The sequence below is a fragment of the Enterovibrio nigricans DSM 22720 genome, assembly GCF_900167155.1.
Taxonomy (GTDB): Bacteria; Pseudomonadota; Gammaproteobacteria; order Enterobacterales; family Vibrionaceae; genus Enterovibrio; species Enterovibrio nigricans.
On record NZ_FUXU01000041.1, the window covers coordinates 12,191 to 38,547 of the forward strand.

Sequence of the window (26,357 nt, forward strand, 5' to 3'; positions counted from 1 at the left end):
GTATAAACGCCCTTTTTCATATGATGTTACGGTGTTAAGCGCGCACGGGCTCCGCGATCTGACGCTTTTGTTTTCTCAATGCAAACGCGCAGAAGGCTGCGAACCAAATGCTACTGACTGCGAAACCCATCCATGCGGAATGTGAGTAGCCAATCGCCAGATATCCCAATAACGCACCGAATGCCACGGTGGCGGCGTAAGGAAGTTGGGTCATTACGTGGTCGATATGGTGACAGCCCGCGCCAGTGGCAGACAGAATACTGGTACTGGAAATTGGCGATGCATGGTCACCAAAAACCGCACCCGCTAATACCGCAGACATCATTGGTAAAAGCATTGTAATGTCTGTTGCTGCTGCAATATCACCTGCCAATGGCAACATGATTCCGAACGTACCCCAACTGGTACCCGTTGCGAACGCCATAACACAAGAAAGCAGGAAGATTGCCGCAGGCAGCAAGGCCGATGGCAGGTTTCCTTCTGACAGTGATGCGAGGTACATGCCCGTTTTCATATCGCGTACAACGGCACCAATCGTCCATGCAAAAAACAGGATTATAATGGCTGGCAGCATCGCGGATACGCCTTTAGGCAGCGCTTGAAGCCAATTTTTAGTGCTCAGGTTAAGACGAAGAGCCAGTAGAATCGACACGGCAAGGCTGCTTAACGCACCATACACCAAAGATGAACCAATATTGGTGTGCTCCAGTGCCGCGATCAATGCGAATGGCAGGTGGTGGTTAGACAGATACTCTGCACCAGATTGCACCATAAAGAACACGGTGGCGCCTGTTAGGGTTAGGATTGGCAGTACCATATCAATCATGCCACCGTTCCCCGCGTTTTCTACCTGAACGTCTAATCCTTTTGGGCGGCCTTTAGATTCATCCCAAAGTTGTCCTTCCATCGCCATGTCTTCGTGCTTTTTCATCGCACCAATATCAAGTTTGAAGGCGATAACGCTGACGACCATGATAAGGGTGAAAATGGCGTACAAATTCATTGGTACCATGGAAACAAACGCACCAATCGGGCTGATGTCCGTGATACTCAACGCCGTCAACACTCCGCCAATCAGCGCGATGATATAAGCCCCCCAAGATGAAATAGGCATCAAAACGCACATCGGTGCTGCCGTTGAATCCAGAAGGTAAGCGAGTTTTGCTCGGGATATCTTGAACCGGTCTGTAATGGGGCGACAGATTGCACCGACGGAGAGACAGTGGAAAAAGTCATCGATAAAAAAGATGAACACCATCAATCCTGTCAGGGATTTTGCGCTTCTTTGCGTCGCACACTTTCTCTCTGCCCAGTTGGCAAAAGCCTGCGTTGCCCCAGAGATACTCATCAAGCTGATCAATGAACCCAATAGCAGCATGAAAATGATCATGTTCACGTTGTCAGCGTTCACTGCGCCTTCAGCCCAGACAAGGTTAAGTAATTTCCCAGCAAGGTAGTGCAACCCACCTAATACAGAGTTATCGCTTAGCATAAAGGCACCAGACAAAATGCCCACGCCAAGGGACAGAAGAACTCGGCGCGTTGTCACCGCGAGGATGACGGCAAGCAGCGGTGGAAATACGGACCAAGCGGAGTCCGCAAAATTTATCAATGTCATCGTAATTATCAACCCAAAACTAAGAAGAAAAAATATCGAAAAATGGCTCGCTGAGTGCGAAAAACTGATGTGATAGGTTTTCTAGCTTGTTTTTGGCCTACTGGCTGCTTTCAATATAGAGCGAAAGATAACGTGATTCGCAAAGAGAGAAAGTGTGACTTACGTCATACTATCTTCGGAAGTGCTTAAGTAAAAACACTTTTCTTTATGAAATGTATGATTTCACGTTAACGTTCTGATAAAAATCATGTTTTATTTAGGTGTAAAAACAAAAAATTGCATCTGATGGCCGTTTTCTGGCTCTGAGGCGAGTTTTGACCACTTTGATGTTCTGTTTGCCGTGATTTTCTTTAACATTTGGAGGCTCGGTTCGTAGTCTTCAAAGCCTGTAAAATAGAGGTATTGCCATGTTTATTTCCCAAATCGATGACGAAGTCGCCCTTGCGTTGCTTCAGCCTTCTTTTGCGCAAGCGTACTTTTCGATTGTGTCGAGAGAGCGTGACTATTTGGCGGAGTGGTTAGCGTGGCCATTGTGTGCGGATGGCGAAGCGTTTTTTAGCGCATTTATTGAGTCGTCATTAACAAAGTATGCAGAAGGAAAGTCGATGACTTGCGCCATGCTGTACAAGGGGGAAGTCGTTGGAAACGTGAGTTTTAACGTTATTTCTCCGGCACTAAAAAAAGTGATCGTTGGCTATTGGTTGAGCAAGGACTTTCAGGGCAAAGGCATTGCATCACGTTGCGTCACCGCATTGGTGGATATCGCATTCAACCAGTTGGAAATGACGAAAGTCGAGATAGCCGCAGCGACGGGTAATGCACCAAGTCGACGTTTATGTGAGCGGTTAGGCTTCTCGCTTGAAGGCATTATTACACAGGCTGAAAATCTCAATGGCCGTATTGTTGACCATGCTATCTATGGATTAACGAAACCACAGTAAACGTCGGAGGGGCGGATGCCATTTCTTTATCTAACCATTGCAATCATGGGGGCGATTTTCCCCTATGCTGCCTTTCTGCCTTGGGTGATAGAAAACGGTGTAAATCCGTCCCAATTTCTTTCCGAACTCACACAAAATCCTGTCAGCATCTTTGCATGGGTTGATGTTGTTATTGCCGCTATCGCACTGATAATATTCATTATCACTGACGGTAAACGGCACCAGATTCGTTATCGAACACTGGCCATTGCTGGCACGCTCACCATTGGTGTTTCTTTTGGATTGCCGTTCTACCTGTATCTGCGCGAAAAAGTGGTTAACCGTGATTTTTTTCATCGCTCAGATTTATAACTAGCAAATTGGAGTTGTTATGTCCTTAGTTTCAAAAGTTCTTATGTCACCGGAAGGGCCTTCTTTTTCGGCACTTGTGCAAGGTTATTGGCGCATGGCCGAGTGGGGCATGAGCCCACAGGAAAGATTGACCTTTTTGAAATCTCACATGGAAATGGGCATTACAACTGTCGATCATGCACATGTATATGGCGCACCGCCGTGCGAAATGTTGTTTGGTGAAGCACTCAAGCTTCAGCCTAGCATTCGAGATGACATTGAAATTATCACTAAATGTGGAATTGTGCCTGTTCCTCCGGTTGAAAGTCGTCCAGAAGTGTCTCACTACAACTCCAGCCGTCAGCATATTCTGGACTCCGTAGACTTGTCGCTATCGCGGATGGGTATTGAGAGCATTGATGTGCTTCTGGTCCATCGTCCTGACTGGCTGATGGATGCTGATGAAGTGGTTGAAGCATTTGATGCACTCAAACAAAGCGGAAAAGTGGCGTACTTTGGCGTTTCCAATTTTACGCCATCTCAACTGGCTTTGTTGCAGTCACGCGTGTCAAATCTGTTAGTAACTAACCAGATTGAAATCAACCCGTTCCATTTGGATGCGTTGGAAGATGGATCTTTGGACATGCTGCAACAAGCACGAGTACGACCAATGGCGTGGTCCGTTCTTGGCGGAGGTCGTCTGTTCAATGGCAGCGATGAGCAAACCTTGCGTGTGCGAACAGCACTGGAACAAGTGGCAAGTGAAGTGGGTGCAAGTAGCATTGATCAGGTGGCCTATGCTTGGGTGATGAAATTGCCATCCAAGCCTGTTGCCCTTATCGGTAGTGGAAAAATTGCGCGCGTCGCGGAGGCAGTTGAAGCAACCAAAATCAGCCTGTCTCACGAGCAGTGGTATCGTATATGGGCCGCCTCAAAAGGACATGGCGTCGCATAATCGACCAGAATACTGTCGAAGGGCACGGTTACCGTGCCTTTTTTGATACGGCGCGTAAATCATCCTTGAAAACCGCATAACCGTGCTCCATCTGTCTGTAAAGCCAGGGAGGATTATTCATGGATTACATTATCGCGGTTACCTTGTTTGCCATCTCTGCCTCGGCCACTCCCGGGCCGAATAACCTGTTATTGATGTCGTCAGGGGTGAGTTTTGGTGTTCGCCGAAGCCTTCCACTTATGTGCGGGATCTGTTTTGGATTCGCGCTGATGCTGTTTCTTGTCGGTATTGGATTCGGCCAGATATTCCAACAGTTTCCTGAACTTCATTTCATCATCAAGTGCGTAGGTACTGTCTATCTACTGTACTTAGCTTATCTTATTTCGCGCTCGGAAGAACTTGACTCAACAGGCTGTGACGCCAAGCCGTTATCGTTTCTTAAAGGTGCGCTATTTCAATGGGTAAATGCTAAAGTGTGGGTTGTGGCGACAGGTGCCATCGCCGCATTCACGACCCTTGGTGATAGCTATTACGCTCAAAACCTGACCATCGCGTTGACCTTTTTCATTATTTCCTTTCCTAGTGTCGGTATTTGGCTATTATTCGGCTCCGCACTGAACAAAGTGCTGACATCATCTAAGCGAAGGGCGCTATTCAATTACACCATGTCCGGTTTGTTAGTGTTGTCAGTCCTGCCCGTGCTTTTCGAACTATTTTCAACACTAAAGTGACTTATTCCAATGCATACCCTTTCACATCGTCTTGCCTCTGCAGACGATTTTGATTTTCTCTACGAACTTAAAAAAGCTGCAGAAGGTGAATCTGTTAAGCGGATTTGGGGCTGGGATGAGCTTGTACAGCAAAAAATCCACAACGAAGAACTTGAAGACGCTGTCCCACAAATCATTGAGTTTAACGGCGAGAGAGTAGGGTGCTTTCTTTTCCAAGAAAGAGAAGACCACTGCTATTTTTCGCGCTTTTTTATTCTACCGGAATGTCAGGGGAAAGGATTCGGGAGTCACATCCTGAAGGAAAACATTGCTGCTGCACGTGAATGTGGTAAACCTCTTCGCTTATGCTATTTACGAGGTAATCGTGTCGATGTGCTTTACCGCCGATTCGATTTTACATTTAAGCGTGAGGATGAGCACTTCGTTTATATGGTGCTCGAACACGGGTAGGTGATTGAAAGGAGTTCAGGGATGAAGTCTTTAGAAGAATGGTTTGAGGAATATGAAGAAAGCCATCAAAACCCAATAAATCAGAGAATCCATAAGGTGGCAGTGCCGGGGATTTTCTTTTCTGTGGCAGGGCTGCTTTGGGAAGTCCCTTCCTTGTCTTTTTCAGGTACGGCGATAGCACCTTACTTTCTTGTTTTGGCATTTGTCTTGTTGTTTTATTTGCTGCTGTCATTCAAAGCTTTCGTTGTTATGGCGGCGTTTTCAGCGTTCTGTACCATGGTGCTGATAGAGCTTCAAAGTGCGAACTTCGACATTTTGGTCATCTCATTCGCCCTGTTCGTTGTGCTCTGGATATTGCAGTTTGTCGGACATCATATCGAAGGAAAGAAGCCGTCTTTTTTCAAAGATATTCAGTTTCTTCTTATTGGACCCGCGTGGGTTTTCCACTTCTATTTTCCGCTAACGCCCCACGATAAGGCATAAGAAAAGCCAACTGTGACGTTGGCTTTTAATTTTACGTGCCTGAAATTCGGTAGTAGGGCTCGAATGTGTAGGCAATAAAGCGGTTAGTCGACAAATTGTGGCGGATAACACTCGTTGGTGCCTGAGTCCACCATCGACATTGCATCTACACGCATAGGCACAAGGCCGCCATAGGCTTCAGGCGCAAAATCGCCTTGTACTGCGGGTGGGTCGAGGAGCCAGAGATTCGTGGTGTTCGGTGAGCCTGACACATTGTGGCTTTTGCTTGTAACGAGTATCTCACCATTTTGGTCGAGCGTAGCTGCGGTGACTAAGTCTATTTTGTGAAAGAATTCCAATTGGCTGCTTGCATCTCTGGTGTCGATAGAAAAAGCGCGTGTGTTGGTGACAAACAACAGATCGCCATCAGAGAAGACAAAGTCGCCCCAGTTGGTAAAGCCGGCAATTCGGATACTGGCATCAAGTAGACCGATTGTACTTTGGTCTGCATTAGATGGGTCAATAGTGAAAAGCCTTGCGCGATCAGAACCGTAAAGCGTGTTGGTATCTGGGTCGAATGTCATTCGTTTTATTTCAAAACGCGTGGTACCAACGTCATGATGTGTGCCTGCTTGCACGTCGTAGTATGCCAAACGGAAAGGCTTGAGTGCATTGGCATGTAGACCTAGGGCTTGAAACTCTTCATCCGTAAAGTCACCATTATTTGTTTCAGCGATATGGTAGCTTTGCGGGGTCGGTGTGCTTGCATAATAAATTCGGTCAGTCGTGCTGTCGTATGCCATGGCTGACGCGCTGAACAGGGCGCGTGAATTAAGCGTGGCGCGAAGGGGAGCGGTCGTAAAGTAATCGCCTCCCGCTCTTGCCGAGCCTTCGTCGACATCAACTAAAACGCCGACATCTCCTCGACCTGCGTTCATGGTAAACAGGTCTCCATCGCATTCGTGGTGTGCGCTCATCGCAGGTGCTGAAGCACCAGTAGCCAACATGAGTGTTGCAAGTAATGTCCTTTTCATTGCTAACCTCTTCAATTGAATGATTTTTGGGTAAGTGAGGTTCAGATACCTTGTTGAGATTACTGCTGGGCAAGGTGCGCTAACATCAAAACGACAAATCTACAGCGATGCCTTGCCCCGAAATAACGCTAACAGGTGCGGCCCGTTTTTTCGTCGCAACCTAGTGATAAATCGCTAGATTCCATTTTTAGTGACAAATTCTCAAAGGTATTAAAAGTTGTTGTTGGATAAGACGTGACGAATCCGCAATGGTCATTAGATGACAATCTTTTGGCGCGAAAAGACAAGCCTTAAAGGTCCTATTTTCTCAAGAAAAAACACCGTTTTGAGCAAGGACGTAACACTCAGGTTTTGAGTGCTGATAAAGGTCCGATTGTTCTACTTTGACGAATAGTCAATTCGTTTGAATGTGTTTTTTTCAAAAAAACCTGAGTGTTAGTGTGGAATTTGCTGGGGAGAGCTTATGAGCTTGGCGGTGCCACAATAAAAATATCAGGGCATCTGTAATCTTTTTAATGAGGACGTTTAGATGCGCCAATCGTACGAAAAACATGCCTGGCAACCCGCGCTTTTTATTGGTCACGTCGCGCCAACACAGACATTGTCGGGCAATCGGTACACGAAGGCTTGGAAGGCCATTGCAGAAGATATTCCAACACCCAACGCAATTGTATGTATATCCTCTCACTGGGTGACAACGGGGGCGCGGATCACCGCGTTAGCAACCCATCGAACACACCATAGCGCGAGTCCTGTTGCCACAAGGCTGGAATCCATTCACAACCCTGCGCCGGATGCGCGTAAAATTGCAAGACATATTGCCGAAAACGTGCCATTCGAGTTGTCGTTAGACAAATGCAGGGGATTGGATCATGGCAGCGGGGCGATCTTAAGGCATATGTATCCCGAAGCGGATATTCCCGTTCTTCAACTGAGTCTGGACACGACCCTCAATGAAGAAGAGCACTATCTACGTGGACAGCAACTGCGATTTTTGAGAGAAGAAAATATTCTTGTTATCGCCAGTGGAAATGTGGTTCAAAACTTAGCGCTGTTTGACCAACAAGCGTTGCTAGCACACCCGTGGGCACTAGTCGCGGATAGCCAGATAGCGCATTGTCTTGTTCAGGGTGATATTGCACCGCTGATAGACTATCGCTCTATGAGAAAAGAGGTACGGATGGGAATTCCAACCCCCGCACATTTTTGGCCACTTCTTTATACATTGGGTATGCGTCAGGACGACGACATGTTGGATTTTCCCGTGCTGGGTATATCTCATGGCAGTACCAGTATGCGTGCGGTCAGGCTTCGAACCCGATAGCTCTCCTTGCTTGGCAAGCATAAAAACGCCCCGACACGTCGGGGCGTTAATTTTGGGAGAGGCTTACGCCCCGATGACTCCACCATCTTTACGCGTAATACGCATAACGGTCGAACGCGGGACGGAATCACCGCCATCTGGGAAGTGTGAGGGAGCTAAACCTTCGCCAGGATGTTGAATACCGACAAACATGGTTTTGTAGTCTGGTGAGAACGCGAGTCCCGTGATTTCACACGCGATAGGGCCAGTCAGGAAGCGGCGAATTTCTCCCGTACTTGGGTCAGCACAGAGCATCTGGTTATTACCCATTCCGGCGAACTTGCCTTCGTTCGAATATTTACCATCAGTCTGAATCCATAAACGGCCAGCCGCGTCAAATCCAATACCGTCAGGGCTGTTGAACATATTGTCTTTATTGACATTAGGCGTTCCAGCCATCAGACCTTCTTGCACTTCAGGGTTACCGGCCATCACAAAGATATCCCAGTCAAAGTCAGACGCGGTGTGATCGCCCCCTTTCGGTGCCCAGCGGATAATATGGCCATACGGGTTTTTTTCGCGAGGGTTAGTGATATTGAGTGGTTGTGTTTCTTTTACGCCGCGATATTTGTTATTCGTCAGGGTGCAAAACGCCGTCTTGTTATCAGGGTGTACAGCTACCCACTCTGGACGGTCCATGGTGGTTGCACCGACGTGAGATGCCGCTTTACGCGCAAAAATCATCACTTCAGCTTGGCTGTTGAATCCGTTTTCCGGCGTCAATCCATTTTTTCCAAACGACAGTTCAACCCATTCGCCTTGACCGTTCAAATCACCTTCTTTGCCGGTAAACTTAGCGACGTACAAGGTGCCGTCTTCAAGCAGATCTCGGTTAGCCGCTAGATTGCCGGGCTTGTATTTGTTTTTGGAAACAAACTTGTAAAGGTGTTCACCGCGCTCATCATCGCCGAGGTAGACCACAACATGACCATCACTATTGATTGTCATTGCGGCATTTTCGTGCTTAAAGCGTCCAAGTGCGGAGCGTTTCTTTGGCGTTGAATTTGGATCCATGGGGTCGATTTCTACGACCCAACCGAAGCGATTCGGCTCATTGGGTGTTTTGGAAATATCAAAACGATCGTCATGCTTCCACCAGTCGTAACCCCAATCTTTGTTCTTCACACCATAACGTTTGTATTCGTCATTAAGTTCTACCTCTTTAGAGGCAGCAAAATAGCCATTGAAGTTTTCTTCGCACGCTAGGTACGTTCCCCAAGGTGTTTGGCCGTTTGCACAATTGTTATAGGTCCCTAGGATTTTTTTACCTGATGGGTCCGCAGCCGTTTTCAGCAGATCATGCCCTGCAGCAGGTCCAGTCATTTCCATTGGGGTATATGCGGTGACTTTTCTGTTCAAGCGGCCATCCACATTCGCTTGCCATTTACCGTCCTTTTTAACCAACTCGATAATAGAAACACCGTGAGCAGCTTGAGATTTACGCACATCATCAGCTGTGATGTTTTTGCCTTAGTGGGTGTAGAGATATTTATTGTTGGTGTATTCATTGTTTGCAACGAGAACGGCGCGATCTTCTGATAAAGGGAAGAAGGTCATGCCATCCGTGTTGTCACCGTATTGCATTTCTTGTGCTTTCGAGTCGTTGCTTTGGGCAAATTTGGGCGAGGTGGGAAACAGCTGGTCGCCCCAAGATACGACTCTCTCCACGATGTAGCCTTCAGGCACGATAACGGTATCGGCGGTTGACGCGGGAATAGCGGTAAAGCCCATTAGTTTGCTGTTGTCCATGGATTCAGCCACGGCTTTAGCAACCGGAACCGTTGCGAAAAAAGCAACCGTTCCGGCAGCACTGGCAGTCCGTAAAAAGTTGCGGCGGTTCATGGCAGCATCGATGAAACGGTTAAATTCGGGTTCGTGGTCCAATTCACGTTGATCGTTGTGTTGAGTATGTTCGCTCACGGTATCTTCCTTTATTTTATTAACACGACTTTTGAATAGTTATGGAAGCGAATGTTGGTGCTTCATTGTTAAATGTTAGTGAAAGCGAAATGAAGAAAAGATGTCATATGGACGACATACGCTATAAAAACGACGTGAAATCCAGGTAGTATGCGCACTTAGGTGGATATTAGCCTCGTTTTAGCGCGGAAAGTGAAACGTTTAGGGGGAATTGCGGCGTTAGATTGATCCCACACAAGGTGAAGAAAGAAGATGTGATACATGCTAGGTGTGCTTTAAGGAGAAACAAGCATGCTCAATAAAATAAAAACGTTATCGCTCGTCGCTCTGGTGCTATCAACAGGCACTGCGATTGCGGCACCCCAAGGCAATGCCGAAACGGGCCAACAAAAAGCGTATACCTGTCAGTTTTGCCATGGTTCAACAGGGTATACAAACGTTGATGCTTACCCTCACATCAACGGCCAAAATGCTACTTACCTCTACAACGCCATGATGGCGTATAAAAACGGAGAGCGTACAAACGCATTGGGGTTGATGATGAAACAGCAGATGACGGTTTTATCTGAACAAGACATGGCGGACATCGCCGCGTTCTATGCATCTCAACCGGCGGGTAAGCCTGAATAACACGCTTTGATTGCGCTAAAAAGCCCTCGCTGATACTGTTCGTTCAAACTTTTTTGAGATAGACCATTATGACAACGATTTGGGTGGATGCAGATGCGTGTCCAACAGTAATTAAAGAAGTCCTTTATCGTGCCGCAGATCGCACCGAAACTCCGTTGGTTTTGGTGGCGAATCAGCCTTTACGAACTCCGCCTTCGCGCTTTATTCGCAGTGTGCAGGTAGAAAAAGGCTTTGATGTTGCTGACAACGAAATCGTACAACGCGTAGAAGCGGGTGATCTGGTTATTACCGCGGACATACCCCTGGCATCTGAAGTTATCGACAAGGCCGCAGTAGCGTTAAATCCACGTGGCGAGCTTTATACGAAAGAAAATATCCGCCAACGTCTTAACATGCGCGACTTTATGGATACGCTACGATCCAGCGGTATTCAAACAGGTGGGCCAGCGACGATTAGCCAACAGGATCGCCAAATGTTTGCGAACGAACTTGATAAGTTCTTGCAACGCAGTAAAGCGCGACGTTAGGGCTCTAACAGTTGAAATTAAAAAGGGAGCCGAGGCTCCCTTTTTGCTTGCGTGGCTCAATTATTTGTGGATTTTGCTCCAACAGCCATTTGAACAGTTCACGTTCTTGTTCCAGTGTAATTGTGCACGGTGGCCTGTTTTCACATTGTAGTACTTGCCGTTAGGGCCTTTCAGGCGAGCCCATGCAATATCACCCGCATAGTAGTAACGCTCATGATTTGCGTGTTGTTCGTAGTACTTACCACCGCTAGAGATAGAGATACTGCGTAAGTAGCCACCGGTTTGGTAAAACTCTAACGTTGTACCAGCAGGAATGGTTCCGCCAATATTTGCGTGAACACCACGAATCCATTGGTCTTTCGTAAACCACTTGCCACCTCGGCTACCGTGCCAAGCAACACCACTGTTATTGGCTGCATTTTGTAGCAGTGTATCGATGTCTGGGTCGTTATCAATGATGGTAACGTTCGCCGAACCTTGGTCGCTCTTGTCTGTATTGATCCAAGCCTGAACAGTGAAGTACTCGTTATTTTCATGTGTCGAGTCGTTTACTGTTGGTACACCAACGCGCACATTGGTTACGCCTTCTGGCAGGGTGATTTGCGTGCCGGATGAAGACACCGTGGCTGTACCCGTTGTGTTGTCAGAGTAGAGCAGGGCAACAGTATTTCGGTAGTCACTGTTAAGGACCGCACTGCCGTTAACCAAGGCCAAGGTCAGCTTCGTCGTGTCGTTTGCAGTGGCTTTATCAAATGACACGGTAAAGTACGCCGTCGAGCCTTCATTTACTGAGCCAGCGTTGGCGGAAATCCCAGAAACTTCTGATTTTTCGTCACTCGGGAACACGGTTTTGTCGTAACAGGTATGGTCTTCTGACGTCACCGTACCCATGGCACTGATACGGCTTGGAAACAGGCCAACGGCTACTTTCTCACCAGTGGATGGTTTTAAGCGGAACAATCGGTTGCTGTTCACGTTACCTGATACGTTTTGGTTTTTCGCTGCCACCATCAATTGGCCGTTTTGGTCCAATGCTGCTGATGTCACGAAATCAATGAAGTGAAACGCTTTCATGGTTAATGACCCGTTGGTGGTATTCACCGAAAAGGTACGGTTATTGGTAACAAATAGCAGTTCGCCATCCTGGAAAACGAAATCACCCCAATTAGTAAAACCGCCATTTTTCAGGTCTTGTGGGAAGTTGCCAATATGGGTCGTCGCACCTGTTGAAGGGTCGACTTTAAAAATGGTTTGAGAATCAGATGCGAACAGCTCACCAGAATCAGGATTAAACGCCATGCGCAGAATTTGTTTCGTTGTGGTTGGTCCGGCTACATGATTGCCGGTTGCTGGGTCCATATAGCCCAGTTGATAGGCTTTCAATGTACGCGCGTGAAGATCGAGGTTTTTATACTCTTCTGCGGTAACATCATTCTCAGGGCCACTAATGTGGTAAGAGGTTGGCTGCGGTGCGCTGGCATAGTAGAGGCGGTCAGTAATAGGGTCATAGGACATGGTTGATGTACTGAACAATGCGCGGGAATGATATTCCTCACGCGTCGAGGAGTCGCCATAATAGTTAGAACCCATTTTTTTGAGCTCTTGGACGTCCATTAACAGACCGATGTGTCCACGGCCTGCGTTCATGGAATATACGTTACCTGCGCAACTTGCCATCGCTTGTATGGATGTCATTGTACCTGCGAGGATTGCTGCAGTAAGCAGTGTCTTCTTCATCATGGTGTTACCTTCATCCCTTCCAATTCGCGAACCTTACTCTTTAATGAGAAACGCTTAAGGTGCTTAGTTCCTCTTAACCAGTGTCCCGGTCAGCTCCGTGTCGAGTAAGACAAAATTAAGCTGGCAAGCTGTGTTACCAACCAATTGCACTGAGCGTATTGATCAAAAGAGGGGATGTCTTTCTCATGTATGAGACATTTGGATTTATAGTGTTTTTAATTAAAACAACATAAGTCTCAAGGGCTATACGAATTAGAATCAGATGAGTCAAAAATTGGACGTGAATGCAGATAGTATGAAAGTGTGGATTAAAAAAGAATGAACCGTGAAATACCACACTTCATTCAACGTTCTTTTCGCGGGGACGGGTATCAAAGGATACGGCAATGTGTAAATGCAACCGTACAATGAGACTCACTGACTAAGCATTTGGTTTGTAATTGAGAAAATATGAGAAGCCTAATGCTTATCAAAATAGTCTTTTCGGCGAATGTACTTGTCCATAAAGTGGTAAGCAATCGGACGAAGTAGCCAGCTGGTCAAAACGCGCACAATACGAATGAGCGAAGGCATGTTGCGATAAATTCGGTTGTTGTGAAGCCAAAGAAGCTCGCCTACGTGCCAAAATACAAAGGGGATACCGGGAAGAAATGTCACGATGTCGACATCACAACAAATACGATAGGTTTTGCTGTGAAGGCGGTATAAGCGTTTGAAGTCCCAATATCCTGTGGCTGGCTGACCAAAGGTAACAACGCGCTTGATAGCGTCTGGGTATTTTTGTTCTAGGATTTCCGCAGCGATGATTGCCATGCTTCCCCCTGACGAGTGCCCCGTCATTGATATCTGCTTTCCTTGCTGTAGTAGCGGGAATACGCTCGATTCAAGTGCTTCTATCACCGAGTGACCTTGGAAATCGCCGCCTTGCATTGAGAGCTCTAAGTCTGCTTGTTGGCTTGTAAAGAGCTTTACAAAGTCTCGATGTAAAAAGCGGCGCCTTACGCGACTGGGTTGTTGGAGGAGAAACTGAAAGCCCCAATGAACATGCCCTACGTGTTGTGGCGCATCAACGCGGCTGGGGATAAACACCAAATTTAGAAGCCAATCCCAAACACTTTGTGATCCTTTAAACACCACGACAACGTCGCCGTCGTCGCGCCAAAGCACGCGGATAATAGTTTGTCCCCACCGGTTACGAATGTCTTTTCTGCCATTCGGCGAGAATCCGTATTGCAGATGGTCAAACGTTTTTGGGTACGCATCCCGACAGAGAATCGCGTAGCGTTCGTATTGGTAGCGTTTAAGCCGTTTCAACGATGGGTTCAGCTTTATTTTGATTCAAAGGTTAGAAGTATAAAAGGGAATGATGACGAATCGACGACAGCTTGAGAAAGGGGAAAGCACAGCCCTTTTGGTGCTGTGCATTCTTGACGAAGTTAGTCGTAATGTTGAAGAAAGGGAGTGATATGTGTGTTGAAGGTCAACGCCTTAATCGCGCCGTGGTTTCGGATGATCCACTCGGCTTTTCTGGCGTTACCGATACCAATGATGACCCGCACTAGCAATTTTAAATCCTTGAGCCATTGTGCCTTTTGATCTTCACTCCAATCCTCTCGATAAATCTCAAGGTAGTGTTCTACCCACCAATAGGAACCTCGGATAAAAGCGGCGATGATGTTTGTCGCTGGTTGAATTTCGTCGTCTTTACCGTCAATAGCATAGTCGTCTGAAAGCGGTTGCCCTTGCGAGAATGATGCGTAGTTTTTGCAATGCTTATACAAGGCGAGCTGCAGGGCAGATGCGGAGTCACAATGTTCTAGCGTTAAGGTGGTGACAGGTAAATGTTTAGTGTTTTTACGGAAAAGTTCGACGGTGCGCTTTCCGGGCAATAACCTTTCTAGAACGTAAAATATATCGATGCTAATGAGTTGGTTACTCAACGTTTTTTCCTTGAATGTCGATACTGCCAGATATCTACAATTATCGTTTAATCAGAAAGAGAGAAAAGCATACCGTTTCAGTTGCCAAAACGGAATCGCTGTTGCTTTCCAAACGGATAGCAGACCTTATTGAAAAGGTTTGAAATGTGCGTTGTAGTCCAAAAAAGCCTTTCGTTACATGCGTTTCAATTACGAATAACTAAGATGGTCGCAAACTTGGCATTGTGGCGACAACGAATTTGGTAATCCTAGGCTAAGCAATGTTTTCTCATAGTAAAAGCGTTTAATAATTAGACGTTTACTAGGTGTACAGCACAAGGAGTTTGTATGAAGAAGATAATAGCAGGCGCAGCATTGACTGCCTGTTTGGCGGCGCCAGCTTTTGCAGAAAATCACGTTGTAGGTGGCTATTTCGCCGATTGGCAATACGCGAATAAAGATAATCCGTATGTGGTCGATGACATTCCAGCAGAAAACCTAACGCACATCATTTATGCCTTTTTGAGCATGTGTGGTCCTCACACGGGTGCTTCAGAGCTGGTTCAAGAACAAGTGAAAGAAGCATGTAAAGGAAAAGAGCCGTTCACCGCTATTGTGGTTGACCAAGAATCTGCACTTGAAAAAGATTTTGGCCGAGTAAGAGCAAAAGTACCGTATGAAGGCCACTTCGCACAGCTCGCGGATTTGAAAGCGGAAAATCCTGACGTAACTATTTTGCCTTCGTTTGGTGGTTGGACGATGTCTGAACCTTTCCATGCAATGGCAAAAGATGAAGCATCAATTAAACACTTTGCGAAAACGGCAGTTGAGCTTATTGCTGAGTACGATTTCTTTGGCGGGATTGATCTTGACTGGGAATACCCAGGGGGCGGTGGTTTGACAACGTCACCTTGGAACCCAGAAACCAAGATGGCTGAAGCGCAGCAAGCTGCGGAAAAAGAAGCGTTCACGATACTGGTCACGTCACTAAGATCGGAGCTAGATGCGCTTTCTAAGAAAACGGGTAAAAAGTACGAGCTATCGACTGCTGTCGGTGTTGGTCAAAGAGCGGCATACATGGATTGGGAAGTTGTTGGGCCTTTGATGGACAATATGTTTGCGATGACATACGACTTCCTCGGTGGTTGGGGTACACAAACAGGCCACCAAACTAATCTACACGCAACTGACCGCAGTTGGTGGGGCATGGGTGCGGATGTCTTTATTCAACAAATGATTGATCTTGGTGTTCCGAAAGAGAAAATCGTTTTGGGTGCTGCTTTCTACGGCCGAGGATGGGAAGGTTCCCAATTTGATGGCACAACAACCAGCGCCGATCTGTCCTCTGAAAAAGGGGCCAGCTTTGGTACGGGAGAGCCGGGTTACTTCATGTATTGGGATCTTAAGAAGAACTATGGCAAAACTCAAGGCTACCAATATGGCTATGATGAAGAATCTGAAGCTCCTTATCTTTGGAACCCTGAGAAGAAAGTCTTTATCTCTTTTGAAGATGCACGCTCAATAACAGCGAAAGCAGAATGGGCAAAACAGCAAGGTTTGGCTGGTGTGTTCTCGTGGGAACTTTCGGGCGATCCAAATGATGAACTTTCTGCTGTGATGGCAGAGGTCATGCATAGCAAAACTGCGAAAAAGTAGCGGTTGGGCATAATGCATAAACACCGCGCTAAGGCGCGGTGTTTTTTTTGCTTAATATTGTGTACCCCAGAAAGAACTAAACCTCGCAAATGCGGGGTTTGTTCGTTTTCAGCAAGCAAAGATGACTTCGTTTTTATTTGTATGGTGAGACTATAGTCGTCTGAGAAATACGTGTCCATGAGTGAATAACGAGTTGCATAATCTTTATCAAACGTTGGGCTAAGCATCACTTTTACGTTGCAAAACTTGGTGTTACATAAATTTCTTGGAGATGCACTTCCAAATTCACACTTAATTCGCAGCAGAATTGAAAATCTATGCTTGTACATAAATCTTTACGGATTGAGTGGTTGGTGGTGAGTTGCTCAAGGTGCGGGGGCTAAGCGCAGTATTTTGCCATTGGAGCTGTCTGTAAGGAGGTAAATATACCCATCGGGTCCTTCGATAACATCGCGAATACGCCCATACTTTCCGTCAAGCATGCGTTCTTCGCGAACGACTACACCCTTCTCCATCTCTAAACGTACCAGCAGACCGAACTTCAGAGAGCCAAGCAAAATATCACCAGCCCAGTGTTTGAACTGACTCCCCTGAATCATCGCCATTCCTGATGGCGCGATTGACGGTACCCAATAATGAATGGGCTGCTTCATGCCTTCAGTTTCCGTACCAATGCCGATTGAAGTTCCCGTGCCGTAATTGACGCCGTAAGTAATCGTGGGCCAACCATAATTGGCTCCAGCAGTAATGGCGTTTAACTCATCACCACCCTGAGGACCATGTTCATGCGTCCACAGTGTTTTCCCATCATTGCTCAAGGTCATTCCCTGAATGTTTCGGTGCCCGTAGCTGTATATTTCAGGCAATACCTCAGCATGATGTGTATACGGATTTTCTGGATAAGGAGCACCATCATAAGTAAGACGAACGAGGGTTCCTGTGTGTGAATTATTTTGTTGTGCTTTGTCTTGATTACCTCTGTCTCCAAGCGCGACAAACAGTGAATTATCAGTCGCAACCAATCGCCCACCATAATGACGACTGCCCCCAAGTTTCGGTTGCTGGCTGAACAGCGTTTGAATCTGAGTCAGTTCGGTGCCTGATAGCGTCCCTTTTGCCACCGCTGTTCCTGATTTTCTATGTTCACCACCTTCTGAATATGCGATGAAGACGGTGCCAGTTTTCTCAAAATCGGAGGCAAGGGCGAGCCCTAATAACCCGCCTTGTCCTCTGGCAACGAGGTTTTCAGGGAGTCCGTTAATGGGGATGGAAGTGCCGTTGCGGTCAATTTTTACCAACTGACCGTTGCGCTCTGATACCAGCATCTCTCCACTGGGAAGAAAAACAAGAGACCATGGATGGTTAAGTTCACTTGCGAGTGTCTCGACGACGAATTCGTGTTTGTCCGAATGGATGGCTTCGCCATAAGTCGCCGGGGGGAGGGCGGTTAGTATTACCGCGATCAAAGCAAATTTGCGCATTACGATTCCTTTCCAATGGAGGCCATAAGAAGCCTTCTCGCAAAGGCGACCTCCATGTATCTTACGCCGCTGACGCGTGGCCTCATCAGCTAAAATGTTGCGCGACTCGAAATTTTAACCTTCTGACTCGGCGAGAAAAGCGTGCATTGATGCTCATGGGCTCATGAGATGCAGATTGGGATGTATTTGTGTCATCTGACGCTGAAAAGGTTTCAACGCGGTTTCGACCATTTTGCTTGGCTCGGTAAAGTAGCTTATCGACAATACTGTATAGCTCGGAAAGCGACTGCGTGGGGTTTGCGGAGATAGAGCCAAAGCTGGCAGTCACTGCAAAGGTATCGCCTTTTTCGGACGTGAATACCTCGTTGCTGATACGTTGGCGAAGGTCTTCTGCTATGATGTTCGTTTCTTCAATGCCGCTGTTCGGTAAAAGAAGCATAAATTCTTCGCCACCAACACGAGAGCAAATGTCGTCACGCCTCAAGTTGTTTTTAAATAACTCTGAAATACCCATCAGTACTTTGTCACCCACTGGGTGGCCGTATGTATCGTTTACTGTTTTGAAATAGTCGATATCCAGTAGCAAGCAACCCACGGGTAAGTTGCTCGTCGCCATTTCTTTTTGCAATCGTTCAAGCTGTCCTGCGAGGTAGCGGCGATTATGTAGCCCAGTTAGGCTATCGGTATTGGCGATTTTTCCCCAACGAATACGTCGACGGTTTATCCATAGTGCAATTAACGAGGCAATGACGGTTGCAGCAATGCCCAGAACAACGAGGAGATTGAGGTATTCCACCTTCTGCTCGTTGGTTTTTAGCTCAAGTGTCTGTAATACGTTGTTCCAGCTTAAATGTTGATTTTCTGCTTTCAGTTTTTCGAGGTTAAACAACATTTGTTGTCTTTCTAGGTTATCGACCTGTTCATCAGCACTAAAGGTGTTAAAGCGATTTTGGTAATCAAGCAAAGTAAGGTAAGCATTTTTGTAATCTTCAAGACCAAAGTACGCTTTAGAAGCAACGAGGTACAAAGCAAGCTCAGAGCGATATAAGCGTTGAAGTTGGCTAAGCTCTGCGATCAAAGGGGTAATGATTTCAATGGTTGCAGGGTAGTCGCCGTTGATCAGACTCTCGTTTGCTTTGAGGTGGTTATATTTACTGATGTAGAAGCGGATAGTCTCGCGCTCTCTGAGGTTATCTGTTGATTTAAGATACCGCATCATATTTTTGGTATCACCCGATTGCAGCAACAAATCGGCAATCTGGAGGTTAATGCGAAAGCGATGTGAACCATCACCAAGCACTTGGGCAATTTGAAGTGCTTGTTTGTATTCTAAGAGTGCTTGCTTGTTGTTTCCTTGCTTTCTTGCCAACTCGGCCATGTCGAGTTTAACCAGAAGTTGGTTGAACGACATTTTACGTGTCTGGAAGAATTGATAAGACTGCTCCAGCAGTAAGGATGCTTTATCAAAGCCGTTGAGTTGGACAAGTATGCCACCAAGATTGGAAGCGATGCGCTCTATTAAGATTTTATCTTCGGTGGCTTTCGCTGCTTCTAACGAGCTCATGAGGGCAGCCATCGAGATGTCGTATTCGTTTTGCGCTTTGTAGGCTTGGCCTTTGACCAATAAGATTTCTGCGGTAACGGCAGGATCGTTTAACGCCTGCGATTCTGAGAGAAGATTGTCTAATTGGTCGAGAACGAGCGCCTCTTCTCCTTTTAATATGCGTGCCTGGCTCAGTCGCAACTGCATCAGGTAACGGTCTGCATTAAGAAGCGGGTCGCCTTTTGCCAACTCTATTCCCTGTGTTGCAGATTCAATGGCACTGTCAGGGTTATTTAAGAGCAGTTCTACGGTGGACTTTTGAAGGTAATACCTAACAAGCAAAGGCAGTGGTTGGTTTTGTTTAAGCTCTACCTTTTCCAATTTTGTAAGTAGGGCTTTTGCCTTGATAGGTACGGAATACAGAATAGTTTGTACGCCGTTGAGTGTTTTCTCAAACGATTGTGTTTTTTCTGCTGTGGCGTGTGAAACCGGTGTGAAAATAAAAAAAATAAGAAAAGTCAGAAGATTGAAAACGCGTATGAACATTGAGTGAGCTTCCCTAACTATGTCATTGCCAGTTTTATCGATGTGAAGTGTTAGCTCTGTCCAACACGTTTGAGCCTCGGGTGACTGTGCTCGGACACCAAATCAGATCCGTCGTCATTAAGCGTAGTTAGTGATAATTGTTTTTTCACGCTTCCAATTGATCTCTGAGGACAATTCAGCCTTTTGTTGTACCAAGGTTTTAATGCGTAATCAGCGCGTTAGCAGAGAGGAAGCCCATTTTGGGAAAATTTAGGTTTAACACCGCGATTCCATAGAGGGACAGAAGAGAAGGTAGTGATTCAAGATCGTTAGGGGGTGATGTGAAAACCAGGATATTTTGGTGTAAAGCAGACCAAGCCCAGCGAAAAATAGTGTTCGCTGAGCTTGGAGAAGAAGCAGTTAGCGTTTGTCTTTAATCGACTCTGCTTCTTTCTTTAACAAAATGATTTTGCTAAATCCCAGCTTGTTGAAATAGGCGTCACGATGGCTTTTGACGGCTTTACCATCTGCAATGACTTCCAATTGACGTTCCATCTTCAAAAAGTCGCTAAGGTCGATACCTTCAGCGGCTGCCGCAGCCTCATGCGCAGAGTGATACTGGCGGAACGAAAACGTGATGGTTTTCGTTTCATTTTTGTAGGTATATTGAAGTTGACGTGACATAGCGGCACCTGTGGCAAATTTCGAAGGGCGGAGTATTTCCCAGCCGCCCATTGAAGTCAATCCCGAGTAAGGGGATCCAGTGAGGGTTTTACGTGTTCACGTTGTGCTTTTTCATTGGCTTGAAATGTCACTTGCTCCCCTTTGCTCGTCAGTAAGCCAATCGACGCGGGTGAACCATCGAGATTCAATGTGACCTCTCCGACAGCAGCAGCATTCACAAAATATTGTGTACTGCCATTGTCCGGTTTTCGGCGCTCTATACGCATTCTTTTTCGGCGAGTAAACACGTTTAATGGCGATTCCGGCCAGAACAATTTTCTGTCAAACCACTCGAAAATGGAGAGATAAGGCTCGGGGAATTGATTGCGGAAACCGCTGCATGTGATTTGCCAAATACGCGGGCTCCCCTTACGAAAACGCAGACGGATATCGTAGGCGAACGAGTAATGAACATCACCGGACAAAATCACGAAGTTCTTGGGTGTTTTGGGATGTTTGAAAATATTTAGCAACGCATTGGCAGAGCCTGGATGTGCCATCCAGTTTTCTGAGTCTGTCGCCAAAGGGTGTCCGCAGAAGGTGACAATGCGTTGCAGTGTCTCGATAAACTTGACACCAAACATCGGCGCGGGAGATACGACCACGACGGCATCGTTGTTAAAAACGTCTTGCTGAAAGTCCATGAGCGATTCCCAGTCCATCAACCCTGAGGGTTTGTTGTCACTGGATTCTGAACGCCACCGACGGGTGCGTGTGTCAATGACAACCACTTTTGGCGTGGTTGGAACGGTGTAGTGCCATTGCTCAAAATGCTGGAGAAGCTGAGAGACATGCGCAAAATTTGCTACGTCAGGTTTGGCGACGAACTGCTCAACGGTACCCATGAAAGTGTGGTCAAATGCTGAGGGGTTATTACCCCAACCTTGGCACAAGAAATACCCCAACATGCCATTTGTGATCACGGCCTGAGCGAATGTGGAGCTGTTAATGCCTTTCTCCCAACCCACGGTGAGATTGAAATCATCGGTGATGTCATGGTCATCGAAAATCATGTAGGTGGGAATATGTGCCATTAGCCTTCGCACATTTGGCAGAGTGGCGCAGAATGTTTGCAGTTCCTCTCGTTCTGCGTCCCATCGGGCACTCTGTTTGGCGTGACTAAGCTCGACCTCACTAGCACGAGGAAGCGCCAGTTCTCGCCAAAGCGCGGGCGACCATACCAGAATGTACATGACCACAAATTCATTGAAACTGATTAAGTGATTGGCCAGCGTGCGGGAGCTAAACACGGGCTCGGGCGCTGCTTTAAAGAATCGCTTAATAAAGCCGTGATTGACGCGCGTTTTAGGCAGGATAGCTGCGCGAGAGTAAATGGCGGTTTTGTGAGTGGCGAGGTCGCTACAGTGGTTGATTATTTCACCGTCAAAGGCTTGATCGTGTAAACCAAGCAATTCAACGCTTTGTCGAATGGCATGCATGAGTGGGCCACAGACATCATCAGCGTATATTTGGTCACCACTCATGATTAGCATGTCAGCACGTTGAGAAATCTCTAACTCCGCATACTTTCTGTCTAACGCTGCAAGTGCATCGTCACATTGGTGGTGTGGATGGCGGCATGATCCATGCGCAATATTGGTCGCTTTGGAAGAAATAATAAAGGTGGGCCGCTTCTCTCCGGGATAAAGAAACTGCTCTAGGTTTTCGAGCAGAGATTGGCCACCGGATAGAATGTCGTAGCTGCATGCAACATCGCACGGTACCTCACCTTCTGTCTTAAATTCGGCGAGAATGGCATAGCATTGGTGACCAAGTGGGAGTTGATGAACCTGGCTAAAAGGCTGAGAAAAAAACGGCGCAGAATCGTCTGCGTGGTATAAAACAAAATCAGCGTCCAATGGTGCGGAGGTTATCGCCCACAGACAAATCTCATTTTTCGTTGTACGTCTTAAAATCGGCCCTGCAAGAAAGAGGGGCAAAGAAGATGGCATGCGAATCTCTAATTTCTTCGTCTATACCATCACTTTACGTCCGATAGCGCACGATTTGTAGTGGGCTGAGTGATTAATCAGTGAGATCGTTTGGCGCTTGGTTGTCTTTGGTGGCTTTTTCCCGCCAATGCATGGCGATATCGCTTTCTCCAATGGCGTCTAATGCATCCGCGAGTGAACGTTGCGCCTGGTGGTGACCTTGTCGCGCTGACAGCGTCAAAAAGTAGATACCTTTCTCTGTGTCCTTGTCTGTGATGAAGCCGTTGTACAACATGGTGCCCAAAGCATATTGTTCGACTGGGCTGCTGCATAACGCGAGATCCAGTACCCATTTAAACTCGTCATAGTCCACGCCAGTCGGCATCCGCTGGTTTTTATAGATGCTGCTTTGCGTTAGCCCGGAAGACGCGTGCTTGTTGTTGCAAAAGTCGACGTAGAGTGTCGACAATTCGAAGACAGTTTCCGATTTCACACCCGACTCAAAGTAAGGCAAAGCCCGATCGCAATGCTGTCGAGGGTGCTCTCCTCGTTTTAGATGTTGCCATCCATGATAAAAGTCGCTTTCAAGAAATGCGTCGGAGTAATTCTGAAGGGTAGGGCATTGTGTGTATTCATTTTTTACATCTTCGGTACAGCCAACCGTAGATAAGAGAATGACAGGAAGTAACCACTTCATACTTCTTCCTTGAATTATCGGACAAAATGCCAGTATAAAAACGGAGTAATCGTGTTGAATGCTCCCAATACTGGGATTATTGGGAATGGTTCAGCTGTCTTGGTTAAGATTTCATGGATAGGGAAGAAGAGTTTGCGAGCCCCATATTTGGCGGATGGGGCTTTATAGATAGACAGGGAGGAGACCGCGTTTATTTGTATATCACACGATGACTGGCTTCATGGCTATGCTGCGAGAGGTAGCAATAGTCCCAAACATATCGAAGAGACGCATAGAAAATCAAAAAATAGGCCAGCAGTTCCGAACCTTCCTCTGCGACATTCTTCGCTGTCCGCACATACCCATCTGTCAAAATGTCATGCCAAAGTGCCCCCATTCCAAACAAGCGGGAAAACACCAGAAGAATAGAGAGGCCGAGGCACAAGAAAGTGAAATTGCGGCTTTTTACAAATCGGGTGAAACTGCTCAAACAGGCCTGACGATCGGCTAACGCGTAAATAAGGGCTGTGGCGGCGACAAGCGCGGCGGGGTAAACCCAGAAGCCATGCCAAAAGTTATCGTCAAACCATTTATCTAATTCTCTGATAAAAAGACAGAGAAAAAAACCAGCTACCAGCATGCCGAAATGGCGGAAACTGGGGTTCTTAACGGCAATATATACGTAGCACGCTATGGTTGATACAAGGAGAACATTTTCTAGATATTCAGTCAGTGATTGCTCTGAAAGGCCGTTATGAAGAACACCAATGTCGATTTGAACAACAAGAACAGGCAATGCAACCAATAGCGCGAGGGAGAAAAAATGGCAGAGTGCTTTTAATAGGGTGTTGGTTTGGTTATTGCGAGATGGCATTGATGTACTCCCAAGAATCATGAACGCTTAAATTCAACAGACTTTTCTTCCGGAAAAAGCGTCACAGGGCTTATACAATGCGTCCTAGCTGGCATCTGATGAAAAAGTGGACTGACGATGCTAGTGGATTCAAAAACTATTTTGTATCAAAGATGGGAATATAATTAATTTATCTTGATTAGAGGTGCAAAGGGGAGATGTGGTGAAAGAAATATTCGTGTATGGCGAGTAAAACTGTTCGTTGGGGAATGATCGGGTGTGGAAGTGTCACAGAACGGAAAAGTGGCCCTGCTTATTGGCAAGTGGATGGTTCGTCGTTAGAGATGGTGATGGCAAGGCGTGAAGCGCAGGCCAAAGACTATTGCCAACGTCATCAAGTCGCGCGTTATACAACGGATGCATTGGCATTGGTCTCTGATCCCAATGTTGATGCGATTTACGTTGCAACGCCGCCAAATAGTCATCTTGGCTATGCCTTAATGGCGGCGGAAGCAGGAAAACCCTGTGTAGTAGAAAAGCCGATGGCGTTGAATACAAAAGAGTGTGACATCATGCTTTCCGCATTTAGAAAAGCAGGGGTTCCTTTATTCGTTGCGTATTATCGCCGTTCTTTGCCAAGGTTTGCCGTAGTGCAGCAATGGTTGGCTGATGGCCTGATAGGCAAGGTGAGACACGTACACTGGACGTATCATCGTGCACCCAATCCCGATGATGTAGCAGGAAAGCCAAATTGGCGTGTGAATCCGGACATTGCTGGTGGTGGGTATTTTGTAGATTTGGCAAGTCACGGATTGAACTTGTTTCAACAATGGTTTGGTAACATTTCGAATGCAAAGGGGCTGTCCGTCAACCAACAAGGTTTCTACGAGGCCGAAGATGCGGTGTCTGCATGCTTTGCATTTGAGTCCGGCGTACTGGGTTCGGGGTACTGGAGTTTTGCTGCCTCAACGCGGGAAGATAGGGTCGAAATCATCGGTAGCGAAGGGAAAATTGTTTGCTCCATCTTTGGTGACGAGGCGTTTACGTTGGATGGCCAGGAATCACGGGTCAGTAATATCGCCAACCCAGAGGCCGTTCAGTTTTATCATGTTGAAAATTTGGTCGCGCATTTGAAAGGCGAGAAAACCCATCCAAGCTTAGGTGAGAGCGGGAGAAATACGACGTGGGCGATGGAGCAAATATTAATCAGCTAAGCAGCTACTGGTTGTTTTTATATGATTTTTGATTGCAAAGTGTTCAGTTGAGGCGAAAAACGCCCTTTCAGGCAAATTAGTGCTTGCAAGCACACCGAGCATTCCATAATATCTGAGTCGTTCCAAGGAACACGTTCAATTCCCCCTTAGTTCAGTCGGTAGAACGGCGGACTGTTAATCCGTATGTCGCAAGTTCAAGTCTTGCAGGGGGAGCCAAATTTAATGATTGGTTTGATTACGAATCATCTGCTTGAGAGTATCGCTTCGCGATATGTCGCAAGCCTAGGCGGCCCCGTCAAGTCATACAGGGGAGCTAAATTTAAGGCCTCGTCGAAAGACGGGGCCTTTCTCATTTCAGAAGCCCCAATCTAACCACTCATTTTTAACTGGCCACCAAGATGACTATGTGAATAGGCATTGCTGTTGTAAATCATCTCAATTCTGGCTTATCGAAACTTCGTTTATCACGTTCAAACAGCATAGAGCTGTAACCCAAAACTCCGTTTGCCCAATTATTTGGAATCCGAACCTTATTTTCCAGCATTGATGCGCACAGTCATCCCAAAATGCCAAAGGCAAACCTTGAAGGGGTGTTTTTACAAGCCGATTTATGACACGGTGAAAAATCATATAGTAATCAATGGATAAGTCACATTTAAAATACAGTGGCTTGTTATTGAAGGACACTTTAGGTGTCTAATACACTGTTAGTTGCCAGGAGTAATATGGAATATTTACAATTTTACGGAATAGACTGGATTGCTATGGTGCTTACCTTTCTAGCAATTTGGCAAATAGGCAATAAGAATAAAATTGGATTTATTCTTATGATGTGCGGAAATTCGAGTTGGATTGCTGTCGGCTACTTTACTGGCAGTATGGCAATGGTAATCGCAAACCTAATTTTTATGGGCATGAATCTTCGCGCGATCATGAAGTGGTCTAAGCCTGTAGCTGTTTCCGAACAACAAGCAGAATCAATTTAATCGCGAAATGGCAACTAACAAGTTGCTTAAACGGACGAAAAACAGTTGGCTTTGGCTTTGTTGCTTAATTCGGTTGGAAGACATGGCAGCCTAAAGTTGTTCGGTTCTTAAGCAATATACTGAGTTTCAGGCATACCCAGTCCTGTAAG

Annotated in this window: 23 protein-coding genes, 1 tRNA gene and 1 pseudogene; 13 read left to right on the forward strand and 12 right to left on the reverse strand. The window is 46.5% G+C overall.

What is annotated here, in order from left to right; translation table 11 throughout:
- Positions 1-34 precede the first annotated feature (34 nt).
- The gene (locus tag B5D35_RS14255) at positions 35-1,618 is read right to left on the reverse strand and encodes a Na+/H+ antiporter NhaC family protein (RefSeq protein WP_078753224.1); all 1,584 of its coding nucleotides are present in this window, start codon (positions 1,616-1,618) and stop codon (positions 35-37) included.
- 407 nt (positions 1,619-2,025) lie between these two features.
- On the opposite strand from B5D35_RS14255, the gene B5D35_RS14260 reads away from it, so the two are divergent.
- The 6 genes from B5D35_RS14260 to B5D35_RS14285 all read left to right on the forward strand — a co-directional run bounded on the left by B5D35_RS14260 (position 2,026) and on the right by B5D35_RS14285 (position 5,508).
- A complete protein-coding gene (locus B5D35_RS14260; RefSeq protein WP_078753225.1) occupies positions 2,026-2,559 on the forward strand; it encodes a GNAT family N-acetyltransferase in 534 nt (177 codons plus the stop codon).
- A gap of 15 nt (positions 2,560-2,574) precedes the next feature.
- Entirely contained in the window at positions 2,575-2,910 is a 336-nt protein-coding gene (locus B5D35_RS14265; protein ID WP_078753226.1) for a DUF2834 domain-containing protein, read from the forward strand.
- A gap of 19 nt (positions 2,911-2,929) precedes the next feature.
- Entirely contained in the window at positions 2,930-3,844 is a 915-nt protein-coding gene (locus tag B5D35_RS14270; protein ID WP_078753227.1) for an aldo/keto reductase, read from the forward strand.
- Positions 3,845-3,963: 119 nt separating this feature from the next.
- Positions 3,964-4,575: a LysE family translocator gene (locus B5D35_RS14275; RefSeq protein ID WP_078753228.1), complete on the forward strand. Its 612-nt coding sequence runs from the start codon at positions 3,964-3,966 to the stop codon at positions 4,573-4,575.
- Positions 4,576-4,584: 9 nt separating this feature from the next.
- Positions 4,585-5,025, forward strand: a complete 441-nt coding sequence (locus B5D35_RS14280) for a GNAT family N-acetyltransferase (protein WP_078753229.1) — start codon at positions 4,585-4,587, stop codon at positions 5,023-5,025.
- Positions 5,026-5,046: 21 nt separating this feature from the next.
- Positions 5,047-5,508 carry an Mpo1 family 2-hydroxy fatty acid dioxygenase gene (locus B5D35_RS14285; RefSeq protein WP_078753230.1) on the forward strand — a complete coding sequence of 154 codons (462 nt, stop codon included), beginning with the start codon at positions 5,047-5,049 and terminating at the stop codon, positions 5,506-5,508.
- 83 nt (positions 5,509-5,591) lie between these two features.
- Here the strand turns inward: B5D35_RS14285 and B5D35_RS14290 are convergent, their stop codons facing one another.
- Positions 5,592-6,521: an NHL repeat-containing protein gene (locus B5D35_RS14290; RefSeq protein WP_078753231.1), complete on the reverse strand. Its 930-nt coding sequence runs from the start codon at positions 6,519-6,521 to the stop codon at positions 5,592-5,594.
- Positions 6,522-7,050: 529 nt separating this feature from the next.
- Here B5D35_RS14290 and B5D35_RS14295 point away from each other — a divergent pair.
- A complete protein-coding gene (locus tag B5D35_RS14295; RefSeq protein WP_078753232.1) occupies positions 7,051-7,845 on the forward strand; it encodes a dioxygenase family protein in 795 nt (264 codons plus the stop codon).
- A gap of 63 nt (positions 7,846-7,908) precedes the next feature.
- Here B5D35_RS14295 and B5D35_RS14300 read toward each other — a convergent pair.
- A pseudogene (locus B5D35_RS14300) lies at positions 7,909-9,726 on the reverse strand (PhoX family protein).
- A 369-nt stretch (positions 9,727-10,095) separates the two neighbouring features.
- Between B5D35_RS14300 and B5D35_RS14305 the strand changes: the two are divergent.
- Together B5D35_RS14305 and B5D35_RS14310 are read left to right on the forward strand one after the other, a co-directional pair.
- Complete coding sequence (locus B5D35_RS14305) at positions 10,096-10,434, forward strand: c-type cytochrome (protein ID WP_078753233.1); 339 nt, start codon at positions 10,096-10,098, stop codon at positions 10,432-10,434.
- 68 nt (positions 10,435-10,502) lie between these two features.
- A complete protein-coding gene (locus tag B5D35_RS14310) occupies positions 10,503-10,961 on the forward strand; it encodes a YaiI/YqxD family protein (protein WP_078753234.1) in 459 nt (152 codons plus the stop codon).
- A gap of 60 nt (positions 10,962-11,021) precedes the next feature.
- Here the strand turns inward: B5D35_RS14310 and B5D35_RS14315 are convergent, their stop codons facing one another.
- The 3 genes from B5D35_RS14315 to B5D35_RS14325 form a co-directional block, all read right to left on the reverse strand.
- Positions 11,022-12,701: a YncE family protein gene (locus tag B5D35_RS14315; protein ID WP_078753235.1), complete on the reverse strand. Its 1,680-nt coding sequence runs from the start codon at positions 12,699-12,701 to the stop codon at positions 11,022-11,024.
- A gap of 459 nt (positions 12,702-13,160) precedes the next feature.
- Complete coding sequence (locus B5D35_RS14320) at positions 13,161-14,015, reverse strand: lipase family protein (RefSeq protein WP_078753236.1); 855 nt, start codon at positions 14,013-14,015, stop codon at positions 13,161-13,163.
- Positions 14,016-14,137: 122 nt separating this feature from the next.
- Positions 14,138-14,641, reverse strand: coding sequence for a hypothetical protein (locus B5D35_RS14325; RefSeq protein WP_078753237.1), 504 nt, complete (start codon positions 14,639-14,641; stop codon positions 14,138-14,140).
- 327 nt (positions 14,642-14,968) lie between these two features.
- Here B5D35_RS14325 and B5D35_RS14330 point away from each other — a divergent pair, with 327 nt between their 5' ends.
- Positions 14,969-16,276 (forward strand): glycoside hydrolase family 18 protein, encoded by a 1,308-nt coding sequence (locus tag B5D35_RS14330; RefSeq protein WP_078753238.1) that lies wholly within the window; start codon positions 14,969-14,971, stop codon positions 16,274-16,276.
- Between the two features lie 365 nt (positions 16,277-16,641).
- On the opposite strand, the gene B5D35_RS14335 is transcribed toward B5D35_RS14330, so the two are convergent.
- From B5D35_RS14335 to B5D35_RS14360, 6 genes are all read right to left on the reverse strand, one after another.
- The gene (locus tag B5D35_RS14335) at positions 16,642-17,757 is read right to left on the reverse strand and encodes a PQQ-dependent sugar dehydrogenase (protein WP_078753239.1); all 1,116 of its coding nucleotides are present in this window, start codon (positions 17,755-17,757) and stop codon (positions 16,642-16,644) included.
- An 85-nt stretch (positions 17,758-17,842) separates the two neighbouring features.
- Positions 17,843-19,846, reverse strand: coding sequence for a GGDEF domain-containing protein (locus B5D35_RS14340; protein WP_078753240.1), 2,004 nt, complete (start codon positions 19,844-19,846; stop codon positions 17,843-17,845).
- A 399-nt stretch (positions 19,847-20,245) separates the two neighbouring features.
- Positions 20,246-20,509, reverse strand: coding sequence for a DUF2960 family protein (locus B5D35_RS14345; protein WP_078753248.1), 264 nt, complete (start codon positions 20,507-20,509; stop codon positions 20,246-20,248).
- Positions 20,510-20,565: 56 nt separating this feature from the next.
- Complete coding sequence (locus B5D35_RS14350; RefSeq protein ID WP_078753241.1) at positions 20,566-22,500, reverse strand: alkaline phosphatase D family protein; 1,935 nt, start codon at positions 22,498-22,500, stop codon at positions 20,566-20,568.
- Between the two features lie 73 nt (positions 22,501-22,573).
- Positions 22,574-23,176, reverse strand: a complete 603-nt coding sequence (locus B5D35_RS14355; RefSeq protein ID WP_078753242.1) for an SEL1-like repeat protein — start codon at positions 23,174-23,176, stop codon at positions 22,574-22,576.
- 190 nt (positions 23,177-23,366) lie between these two features.
- A complete protein-coding gene (locus tag B5D35_RS14360) occupies positions 23,367-24,029 on the reverse strand; it encodes a hypothetical protein (protein WP_078753243.1) in 663 nt (220 codons plus the stop codon).
- A gap of 221 nt (positions 24,030-24,250) precedes the next feature.
- On the opposite strand from B5D35_RS14360, the gene B5D35_RS14365 reads away from it, so the two are divergent.
- From B5D35_RS14365 to B5D35_RS14375, 3 genes are all read left to right on the forward strand, one after another.
- Positions 24,251-25,222: a Gfo/Idh/MocA family protein gene (locus B5D35_RS14365; protein ID WP_078753244.1), complete on the forward strand. Its 972-nt coding sequence runs from the start codon at positions 24,251-24,253 to the stop codon at positions 25,220-25,222.
- Positions 25,223-25,362: 140 nt separating this feature from the next.
- A tRNA-Asn gene (locus B5D35_RS14370) sits at positions 25,363-25,438 on the forward strand.
- Positions 25,439-25,947: 509 nt separating this feature from the next.
- Entirely contained in the window at positions 25,948-26,208 is a 261-nt protein-coding gene (locus B5D35_RS14375; RefSeq protein ID WP_078753245.1) for a PnuC protein, read from the forward strand.
- The last annotated feature ends 149 nt before the right edge of the window (positions 26,209-26,357 follow it).